This is a genomic window from Candidatus Methylacidiphilales bacterium, from assembly GCA_033875315.1.
GTDB lineage: Bacteria > Verrucomicrobiota > Verrucomicrobiia > Methylacidiphilales > CAZTYG01 > JANRJG01.
Genome location: JANRJG010000042.1, coordinates 60,585 through 80,109, shown reverse-complemented (window position 1 = coordinate 80,109; position 19,525 = coordinate 60,585). Strand labels below are relative to the sequence as shown.

The window sequence follows — 19,525 nt, the reverse complement described above, 5'->3', positions numbered from 1 at the left end:
AGTTGTGACACTGGCGTATTCAGGGACTTCGCGATTGCCATGGGGCGGCGGGGCCACATAGATTCTAAGAAGGGATGAGGCTCTTTTTTCCACGCGAAACGGACCCGTCAGAAAACAGGGTGATGATCACTCCCGAAGTGGTGGCCAAACTGGTCAAAAACGGAGCGGAGATCGGGGTGGAATCGGGACTTGGGTCGTCCTTGGGTTGGGGAGATGAACGCTATCGCCTAGCTGGGGCCACTCTTTTTGCATCCCGATCAGAGGGCCTGGAAACCGCGGGGGCGATCTTCCGTTTCCGCAAGCCCAGTTCCGCGGATCTGGCCAACATCAAGGCTGGTACCCTTCATGTCAGTTTTCTGGATCCCTTCAACGACCAATCCGGGGTGGAGACCCTGGCCAAGGCAGGCATCCGTGCGGTCAGCCTGGAAATGATTCCCCGCACCACGTTGGCCCAAAAGATGGATGTCCTCAGTTCGCAGGCCAATCTGGCGGGTTATGTCTCGGTTCTATTGGCGGCGAATCATCTGCCCAAGATCCTTCCCATGATGATGACAGCGGCCGGCACCCTCACGCCTTCCAAGGTTCTGATTGTCGGGGCCGGGGTGGCCGGACTCCAGGCCATTGCCACCGCCCGGCGTCTCGGAGCCAAAGTTTCGGCCTACGACACCCGTCCGGTGGTCGAAGAACAGGTCAAGTCACTCGGCGCCGCCTTTGTGAAAATTGATATCGGCGAGACCGGCCAAACTTCGGGGGGCTACGCCAAGGCCCTGGATGAAAACCAACTGGCCCGCCAGCGCGAGGCCTTGAAAAAAGTTTGTGCCGAGTCGGATGTCGTCATCACCACCGCACAGGTGTTCGGGCGCAAGGCCCCGGTCATCATCACCAAGGAGATCCTGTCCGCGATGAAACCCGGCAGCGTCGTGGTCGATGGTGCCGTCGAGAGCGGAGGAAATGTCGAGGGGGCAGCCGCTGGCCAGACCACCCTGGCCGGTGGGGTGACAGTGGTCGCTCTTCCCGCTCTTCCCGGAAGGGTGCCCGTGCATGCCAGCCAGGTTCTGGCCGGCAACATCCAGGCATTTATCGAGCACAGTTGGGACAAGGAATCCAAATCCATCCGGTTGCGCTTGGACGATGAAATCATCCGGGGCTGTCTTCTGACCCTCGACGGGGAAATTTGCCATCCCGACATCCGGTCCCGTTACGGGCTCCCGGCATTGAAAACAACCTAACCATGTCCATACCCGTATTCACCCACCTTTGGCCCATGGCGGAAACCGTTGGCGCGGATTACATGGGATTGCTCTTTGTTTTCCTCCTCTCCACGTTCGTCGGGCTTCAGGTCATCGCCCGCGTTTCCAGGCTGCTCCACACACCGTTGATGTCCCTGACCAATGCCATCTCCGCCATCGCCGTGGTCGGAGCCATCCTTGTGGCCGGACGTGACCATGAATCCTGGATCAACCTCCTCGGCCTGGTTGCCATCACCGCCTCGGTGACCAACATCGTCAGCGGATTCCTCATCACCGACCGCATGCTCAAGATGTTCAAGCAACGGGAGGGCAAGAAGCCGTGACCACCGCCATCCAGGTGGCCTACCTGATTGCCACCGCCCTCTTCGTCTTCTCCCTGCGCTGGATGAACGACCCCAAGAGCGCGCGCAAGGGCGTATTGGCCGGGGTTTTGGGCATGGGTCTGGCCATCGCGGGTACCCTGGCCGATCCCAGTATCATCGCTTCCAACTATGTCTGGATCACCCTGGCGGTGGTTCTCGGCATCCTCATCGGGGTGCCGCTTTCCCGCGTTCCCCTGACGGCCGTGCCCCAGCGGACGGCCCTCTCGCACGCCTTCGGTGGCCTGGCCGCGGGATTGGTCGGCACGGCCAAGTTTTACATCCTTGCGGGTGAAACGGGCCACGAGACACCGCGTTTTGTCATCTTTGCCCTTTGTGCCGAGGTGCTCCTGGGTTACCTCACTTTCACCGGCAGTCTGATGGCCGCGGGCAAGCTCCAGGAAGTCATCCCCTCCCGCCCCATCACTTACCGCAATCAGAACCTGATCAATGGCCTCCTGTTGGTGGCTGCCATAACCTGCTGTGGATTGCTCATGTGGGACTTCCAGCGTTTCCACCTGCTTTTCCCCGTGGTCATTCTATTGGCCCTGGTTTTCGGCGTCCTCCTCATCATCCCGATCGGTGGCGCTGACATGCCCACGGTCATTTCCCTGCTCAATTCCTACGCCGGTCTTTCCGCCGTGGCCATGGGCTTTGTCCTCGACAACAAGCTCCTGATCACCGCCGGTGCCCTCGACGGTTCTTCCGGCCTCATCCTTTCCATCATCATGTGCAAGGCCATGAACCGCAGCTTCACCAACGTCCTCTTCGGAGCCTTCGGCCAGGTCCAAAGCACCGCCGCCGCCGCCGAGCAGCGCACGGTCAAGAGCGCCACCCCCCAGGACGCTGCCGAGTTGATGGAAAACGCCTCCCTCGTGGTCATCGTCCCCGGATATGGCATGGCCGTGGCCCAGGCCCAGCACCGTGTGCGCGAAATCTACGATCACCTGACCAAAAAAGGCGTCAGCGTCAAATTCGCCATCCACCCCTTGGCCGGACGCATGCCGGGGCACATGAATGTCCTCCTGGCCGAGGCCGACATCCCTTACGAAGATCTGGTGGAAATGGACGAGATCAATCCCGACATGCCCCAATGCGACGTCTGCCTGGTCATCGGGGCCAACGACGTCGTCAATCCCGCGGCCAGAAGCAACAAAGGGAGCCCGATCTACGGCATGCCCATCATCGAGGCCGACAAGGCCCGTACCGTTCTGGCCATCAAGCGCAGCATGAACCCGGGCTTTGCCGGGATCGAAAACGACCTTTACTTCAACGAGAAGACGTTGATGGTTTTTGGCGATGCCAAAGCAGTCACCGGCGAGATCGCCAAGGCCCTCGCGGGCGAAGAAAGCGGCCACTAGACCCCCGCGCCGGACCGGGAAAAAATCCTGGGTCCTTTACGTGCTGCTTTGTGGCGACGGGTCGCTTTACTGCGGCATCACCAATGATCTTCCCAAGCGCCTGTCCGCGCACCGTACCGGACGGGGCGCGCGCTACACCCGGGGGAGGGGGCCTTTGAGGCTGAGGCGCAGTTGGCCGATGAAAAACAAATCCAAGGCACTGAAGGCTGAGTTGGCATTCAAGAAGCTGGATCGTCGGGGAAAAAACAGAGTGATCCGGATCACGGCAGGTGGGCCATTCGGTTGCTGAGCCCGGCTTTGACGTACTTTTCCAATCGGCAATCAAACCCGCCCAGGTCGGCGACGAGCCGCTCTTCGAGATGCAGGGACGGGACCGGGCAATCGATCTTCACCGGGTTGGTGAAGATGAGCCGCCCGCCGGGTGCAAGCACGCGGTCGGCGGCAAGGAATAGGTCGTGGATGAGCCCGCGCAGGTTGGGGATGCGGATGCGCCGGCCCAGGGGTGGGTTGGAGATGACCAGGGTCAATGAACCCGGTGGGATTCCTGCTTTTTTCGGGTAATCCCGGAAGTCACAGCAGTTGAAATGTGTTCGAATGCCCACCAGTCCGGCGGCAGCCAGATTGGCGCGGGCATGGACCAGCGCTTCCCCGCTCAGGTCGCTGCCATGGAGTTCCGATACGCCACCCAACAATCCGCTCTCGATCAATTCCAGGCCCGATCCGCAGAAGGGATCCCAGACCCGTTCGGGTTTGCCCGGGCGACCGGCCCAACGGGCCAGACTCGCGGCCAGCGGTGGATGCGAGGCTGCGGCCACGTCGTGAAGCCGGTAGGCGAAACGCGGATCGGGGGAGAAACGCGGGCGAAGTTCAAGCGATGCCCCCACCCGGGTCTCATGGACATCCATCGCCCAAGGGGCTTGCTGCGAGTCATTCAGCAAGCCGGGATGCAGGGCATAGGCCCGGGCGGCAATTTCCGGAACGTGCGAACTTTCTGCTTTGTCGTCGATGAATGCCAAGCGGTAGCGCGGAGGACCGTCGTGGAAGGCGGCCAGGATGCGCCGGGTCAAAGGGGAAGCGATGGCCCGGGCCAGGGCTTCCATGCGGGGCGCTCCGGTTTTTTCCTTCACCAGCCCGAGCACGAAACCCACCGAGCCCGTGCAGCGCAGGCTGGTGAGGTCGCCGAGAGAAAACGGGGAGAGCGGGCGCAGGGCGACCAGGCCCTTGTCCTGGTCGATGATTTGGAACCGGCCCCGGGTGCGGACCTGGTCTTGTAGTTCCTCACAAACGAAGCGCGCCAATCCCCGGCGGCCCCGGAGGTGGATGCGCAGGCTGCGGAAATCCGCCAGATTGCGATCCATGACCACACCGCCGGGATGTTCCTGGCGGGCGATGTTGGCCCGGACGCGCACCGGGGCGGAGTCGCCCATGGCATGGAGGGTGGCCGTGCCTCCGATCTTGTGCAGTGCTTCGCGCACGGCGGTGGTCTCCCGTTCCGAAGCACTGGTTTCCAGCAGACGCAGCAGGGCGCTTTCAGCTTCCGGCCCGGGTCGCAGCTTGGGCAGTGCGTTGATGGCGTAGCGCCTGATTTTTTCCTCGGGATCGGTCAACAAACCGAGCAGCCAGGCGGCGGCTTCTTTTTTTTCTGCCGTGGTTCCGTGTTCGCCAAAGACCGCGCCCACCGCTCGCACCAGGCCGACTTCAGCCAGCCGTTGACGGCCTTCGAGCCGGTTGAAGCGGGGGATGGATTCCTCCCGCAACCGTTCCCGGCTGAAGGCCCGGTAGCGCGCGTAGACTTCGGATGCGGTGGGTTGGGGGCCGGATTCCATGGTGCTTCCCCTCCGAGAGTAGGCCCCGGCCCGGGGCATTCCAACGCAAACCCATCGGACAGGGAAAAAAGAATACGCTTGATATATTAAACCAAAAGGTTAAATAAAAAATCCATGACAGCATCCCCTCTCAAGGAAAAGCAACTGGACCGCGTCTTCGCCGCGCTGGCGGATACGACGCGGCGTGATTTGTTGGCCCGGCTTCGTCTGGGGGATTCGACGGTGTGCGATCTGGCCGCCCCCCAGGCCATGTCGCTCCCCGGTGTTTCCAAGCACCTCCGGGTGCTTGAAGAAGCCGGGCTCCTGCAGCGCCGTATTGAGGGACGCACACATCGCCTCCGTTTCCAGCCCGCCCCTCTGCAGGAAGCCGTGGACTGGATCGAAAAGCAGCGCCGCTTTTGGGAGGGAAGCCTCGACCGCCTGGCCTGTTCCCTGGAAATGCCCGTTTCTCCTTCTTCGCCCCCACCCCCAAAACCCAAACGAAAGAAAAAAGACCCATGAAAACCGTCACCACTCCCCAGGCCCTGCAAATCACGCGACAGATCCACGCACCGCGCGAGCGGGTATTTGCCGCCTTTTCCTCGCTTGAAGCCATGCAACCCTGGTTCGGCCCCGGATCGGATTGCCAGATTCGCGGCGAGGTGGATTTCCGGCCCGGCGGACGCTACCGCATGATCCTGAATTGTCCCGACATGGAAAATCCCCAGGTGCGGGCGGAATACACCGTGGCCGGGGTTTACCGGGAAATCCACTCTCCGGAGAAAATCGTGTTCACCTGGACCTGGGAAGGCGATCCCGATTGGATCGGAATTGAATCCACGGTCACAGTGGAATGTCGCGAATCCGGCGCAGGCACGGAATTGAGGCTGACCCACAGTGGATTCCCCAGCGAACCCAGTCAGGGCCGCCACGAACATGGCTGGAATGGCAGCCTCGAGAAACTGGTGGCCTCACTGGGCTGACCGCATTCAAACGTGACCCCACTCCGGTCCGGCGGCAACTTTTCCGCCGGACCGGAGTTTCATGGTCATGTCCTTGCTGAAATGCTTCCTAGGTTGTGTTTTTTTCATGGGTTCGATGGGCCTGCCGGCTCATGAGGATCACGGGGAAGAACGCACGCCCGTCTTTGCCGAACCCATCGCCGCCGGGCTGCCGGAGAGCCTGGTATCGATCAGGGAAGAAGCGGGCAAAAGAATCATTGAATCCAACGGGTTGCCCAACCACGAGACCGGTCGCTTCCCCGGCCCCGGGAACCCCAATACCATCCGGCCGCAGACCTATCATTTCGAAGTTCCCCTGAGTCCGAAAAAGCAGCCTGCTCCACGTCCGGTCCGTCCTTCGTATTTCGGCGTCGCGGTCAATGGGGTCAAATTTGATCCCGGCACGGCGGAATTCTGGCGTGGCATCCGGGGATCGGTCTGGAACGAGGAAGCCATTGTCGGCGGCAGGGGGCGTCTGGGATTGGACGCCAGCAATGCCCATGTCCAGCCCGACGGAAGCTACCACTATCACGGAATTCCCCATGGCCTGATCGACCAACTCAAGGGCCGGGGGACCATGGTCCTGGTCGGTTGGGCGGCCGATGGCTTTCCGGTTTACGGGCCCTGGGCCTATCGTCAGGCGGGGGATGCCGGGAGCGGTATGGCGGTGATGAGGTCTTCCTATCAATTGAAAACCGACAAGCGTCCCGATGGCGATGAGGGGCCTGGCGGAAAGCCCGACGGTATGTATGCCGTCGATTTTGAATACAAGGAGGGTTCCGGGGATTTGGACGCCTGCAACGGGCGCACCGGCGTCACCCCGGAATTTCCCCAGGGCACCTATTACTATGTTCTGACCGAGACGTTTCCCTTCATCCCCCGTTTTTTCCATGGGACCCCGGATGACAGTTTCAGCCACCGCCCTCCGGGTGGACCGGGTGGACCGGGCGGACCCGGAGGATTTCCCGGCCGGCGTCCTCCCGGCGGGCCTCTCTGAAAACGTCCGAAACCGCGCCGCTTTTTCCTGTTCATTGCCCCGGATCTTTTCAATCCTTTCCGGATGTTGATCCTCCCCGCGATTGATCTCATGGACGGACAGGTCGTGCGCCTCGAACAGGGCCGGGCCGACCGCAAAACTGTCTACCACACCGATCCCACTGCCATGGCCCTTCAATGGCAGGACCAGGGCGCTTCCTATCTCCATCTCGTCGACCTGGATGGAGCTTTCACCGGTGAATTGAAAAACATCGCCTCGGTCCGCGCCATCTGTGCGGCCCTGGCCATCCCGTGCGAGCTCGGGGGCGGCCTGCGCACGATGGAGGCTCTCGAGCAGGTCTTCGCCGCCGGGGTGGCCCGCGCCATCATCGGCAGCAAGGCCTGCGAGTCCCTCGACTTCATCCGCGAGGCGGTGGAAGCGTTCGGTGGGGACAAACTGGCCGTGGGCATCGACGCCAAGGACGGCAAGGTGGCGATCAAGGGCTGGGTGGAAGTGTCGACGTGGGACGCCCTCGACTTGGCGCGCCAAGTGACCGACCTCGGCGTGGGCACCGTCATTTACACCGACATTTCCACCGATGGCATGTTGCAGGGGCCGAACCTGGCGGCCCAGCGGGCCATGCGGGCGACGATCCCGAAGGCCCAGTTGATTGCCTCCGGAGGTGTGGGATCATTGCAGGACGTCGAAGCTTTGCGCACGATTGATGGACTTTACGGTGCCATTGTCGGCAAGGCCCTTTACGACGGCAAACTCACCCTCTCCCAATGTCTTTCGAATACACCCTGAAGCCCCATGCTGCCAGTGCGGCGCCGACCATCGACTACGCCGGCTTGCTGAACGCGGAGCAATTCGAGGCCGTCAGTGCCGCCCCGGGACCGGTGCTGGTCATTGCCGGGGCGGGCAGTGGCAAGACCCGGACCCTGACCTACCGCGTGGCCTATCTGGTTGAACACGGGGTCGATCCCGAGCGCATCCTCCTCCTCACCTTCACCAACAAGGCCGCCAAGGAAATGCTCCGCCGAGTGGGTGACCTCCTCCCGCATGACATTTCCCGCATGTGGGGCGGGACCTTCCACCATGTCGGCCACAAGATCCTCCGCCGGCACGCCTTGGAAGCCGGACTCCAGCCCAGTTTCAGCATCCTTGACCGCGAAGACGCCAAGGACCTCATGGCGGCCTGCCTGGCCGACGCTGGGATCGACACCAAGGAAAAGCGCTTCCCCAAGGCGGAAGTCCTGGTGGAGATCTTCAGCCTGGCCGCCAACACCGGAAGGACCCTGGCCCAGGTGTTGGAGCAGAACTACGACTACTTCTCCGAGTTCACCGACAAGATCGGCGTGGTCCGCGGGCTCTTCGAGCAACGCAAGCGCAAGTCCAACAGCGTCGACTACGACGATCTGCTGACTTTGCCTTACAAGCTACTCCAAGACCACGAGGCGATCCGCCAGAATTACCAGAACCGTTTCCAGCACATCCTGGTTGACGAATACCAGGACACCAACCTGATCCAGGCCAACTTTGTCGACCTGGTCGGTGCGGCCCACCACCACATCATGGTGGTGGGGGACGATGCCCAGAGCATCTATTCCTGGCGCGGGGCCAATTTCGAGAACATCATGAAGTTCCCCGACCGCCATCCGGGGGCGCGGGTCATCCGCATCGAGACGAATTACCGCAGCACGCCCGAAATCCTCTCGCTGGCCAATGCCTCCATCGGCCAGAACACCCGCCAGTTTCCCAAGGAATTGCGCCCGGTCCTGGACTCCGGGGTCAAGCCGGCCCTGGTCGCGCTGGATGACAGCCGCCAGCAGGCGGAGTTTGTCGCCCAGCGCATGTTGGAATTGCGCGAGGAGGGGATTGAACTCAACGATATTGCCGTCCTCTACCGCTCGCATTTCCACTCGATGGAACTGCAGATGGAACTGACCCGCCGGAACATCCCCTTCCAGATCACCTCCGGCCTGCGCTTCTTTGAGCAGGCCCACATCAAGGACGTGGCCGCTTTTCTCCGCCTGGCCGTCAACCCCGGCGATGAGGTTTCCTTCAAGCGCATCGCCCATATGTTGCCCGGCATCGGTTCGACCACGGCCCACAAGTTGTGGAACGCCATCAGCGGCGGGGCGGAATGGTCTTCGCTCAAAGTGCCGGCCAAGGCCGCGACCTTGTGGAAGCAGTGGGCCGAAACCCAGAAACAGCTTGGGGCAGAGGTGGCGTGCAGCCGGCCTGCCGGATTGATCCAGATGGCCCTGGATGCCTTTTACGAAGATTACCTCAAGGCCAAATACCCCAACTATGAAAACCGCATGGAGGACATCCGCCAGTTGCAGGAGTTTTCCGGAGGGTTCGAGGAATGCTCCGAGTTTCTGGCCCAGCTTTCCTTGATGACCAATGTCGATGCCGAGCCAGGCGGCATGGCCATGGGGGACGATGAGGCGGTCAAGCTCAGCTCCATACACCAGGCCAAGGGCCTGGAGTGGCGGGCGGTTTTCGTCATCATGCTCTGCGACGGGCTCTTTCCTTCCTCGCGCTCGACCGAGAGCGAAGAAGGTGAGGAGGAAGAACGCCGTCTCTTTTACGTGGCCGTCACCCGGGCCAGGGAGGAACTTTACCTGACCCACCCGCAGATCCGATCCGGGGGCAATTACGGCGACACCTGGCAGAAGCCGTCGCGTTTTCTGACGGAATTCCCCCGGAGCTTGTGCAACGTCTGGACCATCCGCCGGGAGAATGCGTGGGAGCATGGCGATGTCGACCAGCCCTTTTGATGCGCGGATGCGTAGCTACGGAGTGAAACAGGCGACATGACCCGCCACTGGTTCATCCTCGGCCCCACGGCCTCCGGCAAGAGCGCGGTGGCCCGTGAGTTGGCGCGACAGACCGGTGGCGTTGTGGCCAATTTGGATGCCTTCCAGGTGTATGGTGGATTGGACATCGGCACGGCCAAGCCGACTCTCGGGGAACGGGCGGACGTACCGCACACCCTCTTCGACCTGGCCGGTCCCTGCGATGACTACAGCGTGGCCGAACACCTGCGCCACGCTGCGGAATTCCTATCAAGAGAAAAGCGTCCAGTAATCTGGGTGGGAGGGACCGGCTTGTATTACCGGGCCTTGACGAGGGGTCTGGCGGAGGCCCCGGCGACCGAGCCCGGGGTGCGGGCGGAATTGGATTCGCTCGATTTGGAAACCTTGCGGGAGGAAATCCTCCGGGTGGACCCGGTTTGGGCCGCCGGGGCGGATTTGTCCAATCCGCGGCGAATCGTGCGCGCATTGGCGGTATTCCGCCAAACCGGACGGCCCTTGAGTGCCTGGCAGGCCGATCCGGTGCGGGCCCTGGTTCCGGAGGGGAGGGCTTGTCTGTTGCTCCGTTCCGCCGAAAGTCTGCACGAACGCATTGCCGCGCGTGTGCGGGCCATGTGGGAGGCGGGGTGGCCCGATGAAGTACGGCGCCTGTTGGAGATTCCGGGATGGGAGGGCAGTTCCTCGTCGCATGCCCTGGGCTATGCCGAAGTGGCTGCTTGGTGCCGCAACGGGGGGGATTCGAAGGACGTCCGTGACCAGATCGTCACACGCACCCGCCAATACGCGCGGAGACAATTGACATGGTTACGGAGGGAGAATAATTTGGAGTGTATTGAGCTTGATGAGCGTTCTGATCCCCCAAGCATCGCCCGCACTCTGGTGCGCGACCTTCCGCCTGCGTGCCCATGATTGAAGTTGAACCTGTGGACGGTCCGGAACGCGCCCTTTTGGTGGCGTTGGAAACACCGGAGGATTCCCGTTCCCGCATCGACGAATCGCTGAAAGAACTGGGTGAATTGGTGCGCAGCGCTGGGGGGGTGGTGGTCGACCAAGTGGTCCAACGGCTGGAACGGCCCACCGCTCCGTTTTACATCGGCAAGGGCAAGGCCGAGGAGGCGGCCAAGCTGGTCAAGCGCCACAATATCCAGTCGATTGTCTTCGATGACGAACTCAGTCCGGCCCAGGCGCGCAACTTGGAGAAGCTTTTCACTAAAAAAGTTTTGGACAGAACACAGCTGATTCTGGACATCTTCGCCCAGCGTGCCCGCACGCGGGAGGGGAAGTTGCAAATCGAACTGGCACAGCTGCAATACCTCCTCCCGCGTCTGACGCGGATGTGGACCCACCTCTCCCGCCAGTCCGGTGGCATCGGTACCCGGGGACCGGGCGAAACCCAGTTGGAAGTTGACCGTCGCCGGGTGCAGGAACGTCTGGCCCGTCTGGAGCGGGACCTGGAAGAAGTGCGCAAGCACCGCACCATCCAGCGTGAGGGACGCCGCCGCAACCACTGGCCCATCTGCGCGCTGGTGGGTTACACCAACGCCGGTAAGTCCACCCTGCTCAACCGCCTGACGGATTCCGACATCTACGCCGCCGACCAGCTCTTCGCTACGCTGGATCCGACGGTGCGCAGCTTTTATCTTCCCAACCAGCAACAAGTGCTCCTGACCGACACCGTCGGATTTCTCCAGAAACTGCCCCACCATCTCGTCGATTCTTTCCGCGCCACCCTCGAGGAGGTACAGGAAGCCGATGTGTTGATCCATGTCGTCGACTCCAGCTATCCCCTGTTCAAGGATCAAATGGAGGCGGTGGAGCAGGTGCTCAAGCAGCTCGGGGCCGATGCCAAGCAAACCCTTCTGGTGTTCAACAAGATTGACCGCCTGGAGTTGTCCGGAAACATCGAGCGGACGATCCAGGAATACCCGCACGCGGTGGCCGTTTCCGCCCTCTCCGGGCAGGGGATCGACCAACTCCATGCGGAGCTGGAGGGGATGCTCCGGGCTTGGCGGATGGAAATGCGCCTGCGCATCCCCCAATCCGAATCCGCCCTCATCGCCGAACTTTACCGCACCGGACGGGTCACCGCCGTCACCTATGAGGCCAATGACGCCATCCTCACCGCCCACATCCCTCCGATGTTGCAAGGCAAGGTAAAACCCTATATTGTCGCTGAACGTGAGCCTGATCCGAGAACTCCCCGAAGGAGAAAAGCCGCGCGAGCGGTTGTGGAACCGGGGGGCTGAAAGCCTGCGGACGGCGGAATTGCTGGCCATCCTGCTCAATACCGGTTTGAAAGGGACCTCGGTCCTGCAATTGGCCGAGCAAATGCTGGTCCAGTACCAGACCTTGGACCGGCTGGCCCGGGCCGATGTGCGGGAGCTGGCCCGGATCAAGGGTATCGGCCCGGCCAAGGCCACCCACATCAAGGCGGCTTTCGAACTGGCCGGGCGCTTTTCCAAATCGCTGCACACAGAAATTCCCATGGACCGCCCCTCCCTGGTCCAGGCCTGCCTCGGGGATGAGATGCGGCAATTGGACTACGAAAGCTTGCGGGTGTTGTGCCTGAACGCGAAGTTGCACCTCAAGGAACAAAAAGAAATCAGCCGGGGCACGGTCAATGAAACCACGGCCCACCCGCGGGATGTCCTGGAAGTGGCGATCCTGAACCGGGCCTATGGCATCGTGCTGGTGCACAACCACCCCAGCGGAGATCCCTCACCGAGCAATGCGGATTTGGACTTCACCCTCCGCCTGAAAGAAGCGGCCCGGACGATGCAGGTCCATCTGGTCGACCACATCATTCTGGGAAAACCCACCGCGCAGCGTGCGGGCTATTACAGTTTCAAGGAAGCCGGCTACCTTTGAACCTTTGATGAACCTTTGAGTATCCCGGCGGGTGGCCTTGGAAGAGGCCGGGTTACTTGGTGCTGCCGGTCCCGCCCGCGGAGCCCCGTCCGATCACGAAACCGATGATGGCGGCGATGACGATGAGGAGCCAGGGTAGCCAGGCGGGAAACGGAGGCTTTGCCGGTTCTGCGGCGGGGGCGGGGGGCTGCGGCTGTTTGAGCCGGGTGTTTTCCTCTTCCAAGGCAAGAATACGTGCGTCTTTCTCGGCCAGCAGTGCGGTCAGCCGGGCAATCTCCGCCTTGGCCGTTTCCAAGTCCTTGCCCAAGCAGTCGCACTTGGCCTGGCACTCGGCCAGAGCCTCGGAAACCGCGGGTGATTGCGGTGAGGGGGATCCGACGATCGTGCTGCCGGCTTCCAAGATGGAAGAGGTGGCAAAGGTCAGCGCCAAGACCAAGAAAACCGACATGGGAAGCTTCATGAGTGTGTTGAAAAGCATTTTCCATGCTAAGGGAACGGGGTTTTGTTACGAATTAGTAAATAACTGGAAGGTTGATCCGCGGGCCCATCTTCGAGATGCGTTCGATGTGCGGATGATTCTTGAACAGGGAACCTTAGCTCTAACCACAAGTTCACGGCCGATGGCGCTGGTATTTTCAGATTGCCGACCGCTTGAAATCCGTGTCGATTAGGCGTTTATGGACATTCATCCCCGTGCCATGGTGGACCCACAAGCCATTCTGGGGGACGGATGTGTCGTCGGCCCCGACGCCATCATCGGGGCGGGGGTGGTCCTCGGGCCTGGTTGTTCAATCGGCCCCCGCGCTTTCCTGACCGGAAAGACCGTCCTTGGGTCACGGGTCAAGGTGGGGGTGGGAGCACTCATCGGGGGTGATCCCCAGGATCTGGCCTACCGGGGGGCGGCCAGTGCCACCGAGATCGGGGACGACACCGTCATCCGCGAGTACGTGACCGTCCATCGCGGGACCCAGGAAGGCACGCGCACGTGGATCGGCAGAAACTGCTACCTCATGGCGGGTTCTCACGTGGCCCACAATTGCCGCTTGGAGGACCACGTTATTTTGGTCAACAACGTCCTGCTTGCCGGTTACGTCGAGGTCGGGGCCCGGGCCTTTGTCGGTGGGGCCGCGGTGGTGCACCAGTTCACCCGCATCGGGGCCTATGCCATGATCCGGGGTCTGACCCGACTGGGAAGGGACGTCCCGCCCTATTGCATGGCCACCCACACCAACACGCTTTCGGGTTTGAACAAGGTTGGACTCCGCCGCAACGGTTTTGACGATGCCCGCCGTCGCCGCATCCTTCGTGCGGTGGAGTTGCTTTGCCATTCCCCCCTGAACCGGACCCAGGCGCTCGAAGCGATCCGCGTCGATGCCGACCTGCAACACGCCGACATCGACCTGTTGGTGCAGTTTGCCGAAACGACCAAACGAGGCCTTTGCGGATGGCGTGACACAACCGCCGGCGCAGAGGACGAATAGCCCGTTCCGGGGATCTGCCTTGGGACCGGGCTAAAGCCGGAATCCCGCCAGCGACCTTGTTGTCCGTCCGGGATCGTTTACCTTGTTCTTCCGCATATGGACTTCCGACTGCAATCCTCCTACGCCCCGATGGGTGACCAACCCCGGGCCATCGAGGGATTGGTCCGCAACATCCGGGCCGGGGAGAAGCACAGTGTGCTCGTCGGCGTCACCGGCTCGGGCAAGACCTTCACCATGGCCAATGTCATCCAGCAACTCCAGCGCCCGACCCTGATCATTTCCCACAACAAAACACTCGCCGCCCAGCTCTACAGCGAATTCAAATCCTTCTTCCCCGAAAACGCCGTTGAATATTTCGTCAGCTACTTCGACTACTACCAGCCCGAGGCCTACATCCCCAGGACCGACACCTACATCGAGAAGGATTCCAGTATCAACGAGGAGATCGAGCGTTTGCGTTTGTCCGCGACCAGTTCGCTGCTGACGCGCCGCGACACCATCGTGGTGGCCAGTGTCAGCTGCATCTACGGCCTCGGTTCGCCGGAGGACTACAAGGGCATGGTCATGCCCCTTGCGGTCGGCCAGCAGGCCGGGCGGGACGCATTCCTGGCCCGTTTGGTCGAAATCCTCTATGAGCGCAACCCGGTCACGCTCGAGCGTGGCCAGTTCCGGGTCCGGGGTGATGTCGTCGAGCTGTGCCCGGCCTACACCGAAGACGCCCTGCGCATCGAGTTTTTTGGCGATGAGATCGACCGGATCACGCGTTTCGACATCCTGACCGGTGACACCTTGGAATCATTGCGGGAAGTGACGGTTTTTCCGGCCAAGCACTTCATCACCCCCGCGGACAAGATGCGCCGCGCGATCAACGACATCCAGACCGAGTTGGAAGAACGCATCCGGCTCTTCGAGAAGGAGGGGCGTTTGCTGGAGGCCCAGCGGATCAAGATGCGCACGGCCTACGACATCGACCTGATGCAGGAAATGGGTTTCTGTCCCGGGATCGAAAATTATTCACGCCACCTCAGCGGGCGGCCGCCGGGGGCACGGCCTTACACCCTGATCGACTTTTTTCCCGAGGATACGCTCCTCATCATCGATGAGTCGCATGCCACCGTGCCGCAAATCGGCGGCATGTATGCGGGGGACCGGGCGCGCAAGACCGTGCTGGTGGAGCACGGGTTCCGCCTGCCCTCGGCTTTGGACAACCGTCCGTTGAATTTTCCCGAGTTCGAAGCACTGATGAAGCAGACCGTTTATGTTTCCGCCACCCCGGGACCCTATGAACTCAAGGCAGCGGGCGGACCGACGGTCGAGCAGGTGATCCGTCCGACCGGGTTGATCGATCCACTGATCACAGTCAAACCCCTCAAGGGTCAGATCGACGAAACCATCGGCCTGGCCCGCGAGCGCATCGCCCGGGGCGAACGCGTCCTGGTGACCACGCTGACCAAGCGGACAGCGGAAGATTTGACCGATTATCTGCGCGAGGCCGGATTGAAGGTCCAGTATCTGCATTCCGAGGTGGACGCCATCGAACGGGTGGAGATCCTGCGCAATCTCCGGGCGGGTGAATTCGACATCCTGGTCGGAATCAACCTGCTGCGGGAGGGACTCGACCTGCCGGAGGTTTCCCTGGTCTGCATACTCGATGCGGACAAGGAAGGTTACCTGCGTTCCGAGACCTCGCTGATCCAGACGGCGGGCCGGGCCGCGCGACATATCAACGGACATGTGGTGCTCTTCGCCGATATCCTCACCCGTTCGATCAAGCGGCTCCTGGAGGTGACGGAATACCGCCGGACGCGGCAGATTGCCTTCAACCGGGAACACCACATCACCCCGCAGTCCGTCCGCCGGGGCATCCAGGAAAGCCTCCAGACCGTGCTCAAGGGCCGGGCAGTGGAAGAGGCCGTGGTCCGGAAAGGAGCGGGGGACCAGGACGCGGTGGCGGTCCTGAAAGAGCTGGAGGACGAAATGGTGGGAGCCTCCTCGAAGCTGGAGTTCGAGAAGGCGGCTTTGCTGCGCGACCAGATCCTCGACCTGAAGAAGACCCTGGGCCTGCCGGCCACGGTGACCTCGCCGGGCAAACCGGGGGCCGCGGTGACCTACGCGCGGGGCGGCCGGCGCAAAAGCAAAGCCCGGGGTTGAGGGCCCGCCCGGGTTGCGCCATTGACGGACGGACTGGCTTGGATAGTGTTTCGCCCCATGTCCAGCAGTGATACCCAGTCCTCGGTGAGCACGTTCACCCTGGGCCAGCACCACCTCAAGTTGCAAGTTGAACCGTCCCTGGCGGCCAAGGTCGACCAGGCCATCGCCCGCACCCAGACCTACCTGCGAAGCCTGCAGAAGGAGGACGGACACTGGATCGGCGAACTCATCGTGGACACCACCCTGGTCTGCGACGTCCTGCTGCTGGAGTATTGGCGCGGGGAAATCAACATGGAACGCCAGGCCCGGATCGTGAAGCACATCCTCGACCGCCAGTTGCCCGACGGGGGGTGGACCACCTATCATGGCGGACCGAGTGAAATCAACGCCTCGGTGAAGTGTTACTTCGCCCTCAAGATGGCCGGCTTCAGCCCGGACGATGCGGTGATGAAGAAGGCCCACGCCACCATCCTGCGACTGGGGGGAATTCCCAAGATGAACACCTACGGGAAGCTTTACCTGGCCCTCATTGGCCAGTTTCCCTGGAAGTATCTGCCCACCATTCCAGCCGAGGCCATGCTCCTGCCCAATTGGTTTTTCTTCAATATTTACGAATTGTCGTCGTGGACGCGGAACATGTTCGTGCCGCTGGCCGTCATCAACCACTTCCGTCCGACCAAGCTCCTCCCTCCGGAGAAACAACTCCATGAACTCTACCCCTATGGAACGGAGGGCCAGGACTTTTCGCTCCCCCGGGACAAGAAGTGGTTCACGCTCCGCAACCTTTTCCTTCTCGTCGACCGCATCCTCAAGATGGTCGAAGCCATTCCCTGGAAGCCTTTCCGGGCCTGCGCCCTGAAAAAGGCCGAGGATTGGATGGTGGCGCGTTGCGGCGAGGGTTCCGATGGGATCGGCGCGATCTTCCCCAGCATCCTCAACACCCTCATTGCCCTGCGTTGTCTAGGCTACCCCGACGATCACCCGCTGGTCAAAAAGAACGAGAAACACTTCTACGACTTCGAAGTCTTCGACAAAGAAAAAGACGATTACCGGTTCCAGCCCTGCTTTTCCCCGATCTGGGACACCGCCATCACCAGCGTGGCCCTGGCCAGTTCCGGGGTCCCGAAAAACGACCCCCAACTGGTCAAAGCCGCCGATTACTTGGTGCGCAACGAAGTGCGGTTCAAGGGTGATTGGGCGGTCAAGAACCGCTACAAGGGCGAGCCCAGCGGCTGGGCTTTTGAATACAACAACAAGTATTACCCCGACGTCGACGACACGGTGAAGATCCTCCTGGCCCTGCGGATGATCGAGGCCACCGACGAGAAGGCGAAACTGGAGGCCATCCAGCGGGCCCTGCCCTGGGCCGCCAGTTTCCAGTGCAAAAACGGTGGTTACGCGGCTTTCGACAAGGACGTGACCAAGAAGTGGCTCGACCATGTGCCCTTCGCCGACCACAAGGCCATCCTCGATCCGCCGTGCAGTGACATCACCGCCCGCGTGCTCGAGTGTTTTGGCAGATACGGCTTCAACAAAAAGGAAAAGTTCCTGCAGAAGGCCATCCGCTACCTCCGTCAAACCCAGGAGGAGGATGGTTCGTGGTGGGGTCGTTGGGGGGTCAATTATGTCTACGGCACCTGGCAGGCCCTGCGCGGATTGTATTACATCGGCGAGGACATGAACCAGGACTGGATCGTGCGCGCTCGCGACTGGCTGGAGTCCTGTCAGAACCCCGATGGCGGATGGGGTGAAACGTGCGCGTCTTACGACGATGCGCGTCTCAAGGGTCAGGGGCCGAGCACGCCCTCGCAGACGGCATGGGCCTTGATGGGGATGCTGGTCTTTCAGGAACCGGCCCGTGCCAGCGTGGTCCGCGCCGTGCAATACCTTTCCGCCACCCAAAGCGAGGACGGCAGTTGGCGCGAGGACTACATCACCGGGACCGGATTTCCCTGCGTCTTCTACCTAAAATACGACCTCTACCGGACCAACTGGCCCATGATCGCCTTGTCGGAATTCCGCCAACTCCTCCGGGCGCGCGGCGCCATTTCCCCGGTCTCCTGAACTTGCCATGATCGCCGTCCTTTTTCCCACCGAATACGAAGCCAAGGATTTCCTCGGTGCGTTGAGTCATCGCAGTACACGCGTGGTTGACCACATCACGGTCCACGAGGGAAAGCTGGGCCGGGCCTCGGTCGTTTTGGCCGTGATCGGGATGGGGCCCGAACTTTCGGCCCGGGGAACCGAATCGGTCTTGAAGCATTTCGAGGTCAGCCAGGTGATCCTGGCCGGATTCGCCGGGGCGTTGTCCCCGCAAATGGCACGCGGTCAAATCATCATCGTCCAGGATTACAGCTCGGAGGCCCTGATCAATTACCTCCGACTCCTGCCCGGATTCGACATCGCCAAGGTTTACCCATCGCCCACGGTGGTTTCGACCGCGGAGCAGAAGCAGGCCATCGGTCGAGAGTTCAACTGCCAGATCGTCGACATGGAAACCGATGCGGTCGCCCGGGCCGTGCTGCCCTACTGTCTGGATTTTCTCAGCATCCGCGCCGTCAGCGATCTGGCCACCGAGGACATCCCCAACGATGTGCTTTCCCAGGGCTACAACATGCACACCGGGCGCACCTCGCCGTTGAAGCTCATCGCCCATCTTGCTTTCAACCAGGACCGGATCAAAGCCTTCAAGGATTTCCTGGCTCCATTGCCCGAGGTGCGGGCCAAGCTGACCATGTTTGTCGCCCAAGTGGTGAAAGAACTCGAAGCCCCCGAGTAATATCCGATATTCCAATTCGATCGCTTTCCTTGGAAAGCGGCGCCGGGATTCAGTGACTTTCCAGGGGAAGGTTTTCCATTGCCCCATCCCGGATCAGGCGGGCCAGGAGAATCAGACTGGCTGTGGCATCATAGAGTGCGTCATGCCAGCGCAAACCCGGGCAGGCCAATGCCAGTGACGACTCCAGATCCAGTGCCTGCACCAGGTCGCCGAGCCGGTGTGAGGCCAGCCCGGGATGGATTTCCCGCCCGAGAGCCAGGGTGTCGACCCAAGGGCCGAAACGGTGGGTGGGGAAGAGGCGCAGGAACCGCTTCTCCGTCGCCGCGCTGTGGGCCACGATGACGCGGCCGGTCAGCCTTCGTTGAATCTCCGGCCATAGTTCCGCCAGGGACGGTGCGTCGGCCAGGTCGCCGTCGGTGATGCCATGGACCTGTTGTGCGGTCCAAGTGACCGGGCGATCGGTGCGGAGATAGGTGCGGAGAGCTCCTTCTGTTTGGATCGTCCCCCCTTCCATCAGGGCGATGCCCAGCTGGATCGGGGCATCGGTTTTTCCCGGGGCGCTGCCGGCGGATTCAAAATCGATGGCGGCGTAGCGCGCCTTGCCGTAGGTCATGGGAGGAAGATGGGAGCGGGTGGGGTGCTTGAGAAGTCCATTCCGTGGGACTTACTCGG

Annotated in this window: 18 protein-coding genes; 15 read left to right on the top strand and 3 right to left on the bottom strand. The window is 61.6% G+C overall.

Translation table 11 applies throughout. From position 1 onward, the window contains the following. Positions 1 to 74: 74 nt before the first annotated feature. From SFU85_13930 to SFU85_13920, 3 genes are read left to right on the top strand one after another with little or no spacing between them, the layout of a single operon-like run. Entirely contained in the window at positions 75 to 1,229 is a 1,155-nt protein-coding gene (locus SFU85_13930) for an NAD(P) transhydrogenase subunit alpha (protein MDX6767877.1), read from the top strand. 2 nt (positions 1,230 to 1,231) lie between these two features. After that, entirely contained in the window at positions 1,232 to 1,573 is a 342-nt protein-coding gene (locus SFU85_13925; protein MDX6767876.1) for an NAD(P) transhydrogenase subunit alpha, read from the top strand. After that, entirely contained in the window at positions 1,570 to 2,970 is a 1,401-nt protein-coding gene (locus SFU85_13920; GenBank protein ID MDX6767875.1) for an NAD(P)(+) transhydrogenase (Re/Si-specific) subunit beta, read from the top strand. Before SFU85_13925 ends, SFU85_13920 begins: the two co-directional genes overlap by 4 nt. 260 nt (positions 2,971 to 3,230) lie before the next feature. Here the strand turns inward: SFU85_13920 and SFU85_13915 are convergent, their stop codons facing one another. Continuing rightward, complete coding sequence (locus SFU85_13915; protein ID MDX6767874.1) at positions 3,231 to 4,796, bottom strand: hypothetical protein; 1,566 nt, start codon at positions 4,794 to 4,796, stop codon at positions 3,231 to 3,233. Between the two features lie 114 nt (positions 4,797 to 4,910). Between SFU85_13915 and SFU85_13910 the strand changes: the two genes are divergently transcribed. The 8 genes from SFU85_13910 to radC all read left to right on the top strand — a co-directional run bounded on the left by SFU85_13910 (position 4,911) and on the right by radC (position 12,442). Next, the gene (locus tag SFU85_13910) at positions 4,911 to 5,297 is read left to right on the top strand and encodes a metalloregulator ArsR/SmtB family transcription factor (GenBank protein MDX6767873.1); all 387 of its coding nucleotides are present in this window, start codon (positions 4,911 to 4,913) and stop codon (positions 5,295 to 5,297) included. Next, positions 5,294 to 5,758, top strand: coding sequence for an SRPBCC domain-containing protein (locus SFU85_13905; GenBank protein ID MDX6767872.1), 465 nt, complete (start codon positions 5,294 to 5,296; stop codon positions 5,756 to 5,758). The genes SFU85_13910 and SFU85_13905 overlap by 4 nt, the downstream gene beginning before the upstream one ends. A gap of 67 nt (positions 5,759 to 5,825) precedes the next feature. Beyond that, the gene (locus tag SFU85_13900; GenBank protein MDX6767871.1) at positions 5,826 to 6,773 is read left to right on the top strand and encodes a YHYH protein; all 948 of its coding nucleotides are present in this window, start codon (positions 5,826 to 5,828) and stop codon (positions 6,771 to 6,773) included. A 63-nt stretch (positions 6,774 to 6,836) separates the two neighbouring features. Next, positions 6,837 to 7,559 carry a 1-(5-phosphoribosyl)-5-[(5-phosphoribosylamino)methylideneamino]imidazole-4-carboxamide isomerase gene (gene hisA / locus SFU85_13895; protein MDX6767870.1) on the top strand — a complete coding sequence of 241 codons (723 nt, stop codon included), beginning with the start codon at positions 6,837 to 6,839 and terminating at the stop codon, positions 7,557 to 7,559. Next, on the top strand, positions 7,538 to 9,538 hold the full coding sequence (locus SFU85_13890) for an ATP-dependent helicase (protein MDX6767869.1): 2,001 nt from the start codon (positions 7,538 to 7,540) through the stop codon (positions 9,536 to 9,538). The genes hisA and SFU85_13890 overlap by 22 nt, the downstream gene beginning before the upstream one ends. Positions 9,539 to 9,574: 36 nt before the next feature. Next, a complete protein-coding gene (miaA, locus tag SFU85_13885) occupies positions 9,575 to 10,483 on the top strand; it encodes a tRNA (adenosine(37)-N6)-dimethylallyltransferase MiaA (protein MDX6767868.1) in 909 nt (302 codons plus the stop codon). Continuing rightward, on the top strand, positions 10,480 to 11,820 hold the full coding sequence (gene hflX, locus SFU85_13880) for a GTPase HflX (protein ID MDX6767867.1): 1,341 nt from the start codon (positions 10,480 to 10,482) through the stop codon (positions 11,818 to 11,820). The genes miaA and hflX overlap by 4 nt, the downstream gene beginning before the upstream one ends. Continuing rightward, positions 11,753 to 12,442 carry a DNA repair protein RadC gene (gene radC, locus SFU85_13875; protein ID MDX6767866.1) on the top strand — a complete coding sequence of 230 codons (690 nt, stop codon included), beginning with the start codon at positions 11,753 to 11,755 and terminating at the stop codon, positions 12,440 to 12,442. The genes hflX and radC overlap by 68 nt, the downstream gene beginning before the upstream one ends. 52 nt (positions 12,443 to 12,494) lie before the next feature. On the opposite strand, the gene SFU85_13870 is transcribed toward radC, so the two are convergent. Further along, positions 12,495 to 12,920, bottom strand: a complete 426-nt coding sequence (locus tag SFU85_13870; GenBank protein ID MDX6767865.1) for a hypothetical protein — start codon at positions 12,918 to 12,920, stop codon at positions 12,495 to 12,497. A gap of 199 nt (positions 12,921 to 13,119) precedes the next feature. On the opposite strand from SFU85_13870, the gene lpxA reads away from it, so the two are divergent. The 4 genes from lpxA (at position 13,120) to SFU85_13850 (ending at position 18,853) form a co-directional block, all read left to right on the top strand. Beyond that, positions 13,120 to 13,923 (top strand): acyl-ACP--UDP-N-acetylglucosamine O-acyltransferase, encoded by an 804-nt coding sequence (lpxA, locus tag SFU85_13865; protein ID MDX6767864.1) that lies wholly within the window; start codon positions 13,120 to 13,122, stop codon positions 13,921 to 13,923. A gap of 96 nt (positions 13,924 to 14,019) precedes the next feature. Then, positions 14,020 to 16,074: an excinuclease ABC subunit UvrB gene (gene uvrB, locus SFU85_13860; protein ID MDX6767863.1), complete on the top strand. Its 2,055-nt coding sequence runs from the start codon at positions 14,020 to 14,022 to the stop codon at positions 16,072 to 16,074. 57 nt (positions 16,075 to 16,131) lie between these two features. Further along, positions 16,132 to 18,138: a squalene--hopene cyclase gene (gene shc, locus SFU85_13855; GenBank protein ID MDX6767862.1), complete on the top strand. Its 2,007-nt coding sequence runs from the start codon at positions 16,132 to 16,134 to the stop codon at positions 18,136 to 18,138. 7 nt (positions 18,139 to 18,145) lie between these two features. Beyond that, a complete protein-coding gene (locus SFU85_13850) occupies positions 18,146 to 18,853 on the top strand; it encodes a hypothetical protein (GenBank protein ID MDX6767861.1) in 708 nt (235 codons plus the stop codon). 49 nt (positions 18,854 to 18,902) lie between these two features. Here SFU85_13850 and SFU85_13845 read toward each other — a convergent pair whose 3' ends face one another. Then, positions 18,903 to 19,466, bottom strand: coding sequence for a 3'-5' exonuclease (locus tag SFU85_13845; protein ID MDX6767860.1), 564 nt, complete (start codon positions 19,464 to 19,466; stop codon positions 18,903 to 18,905). Positions 19,467 to 19,525: the final 59 nt, after the last annotated feature.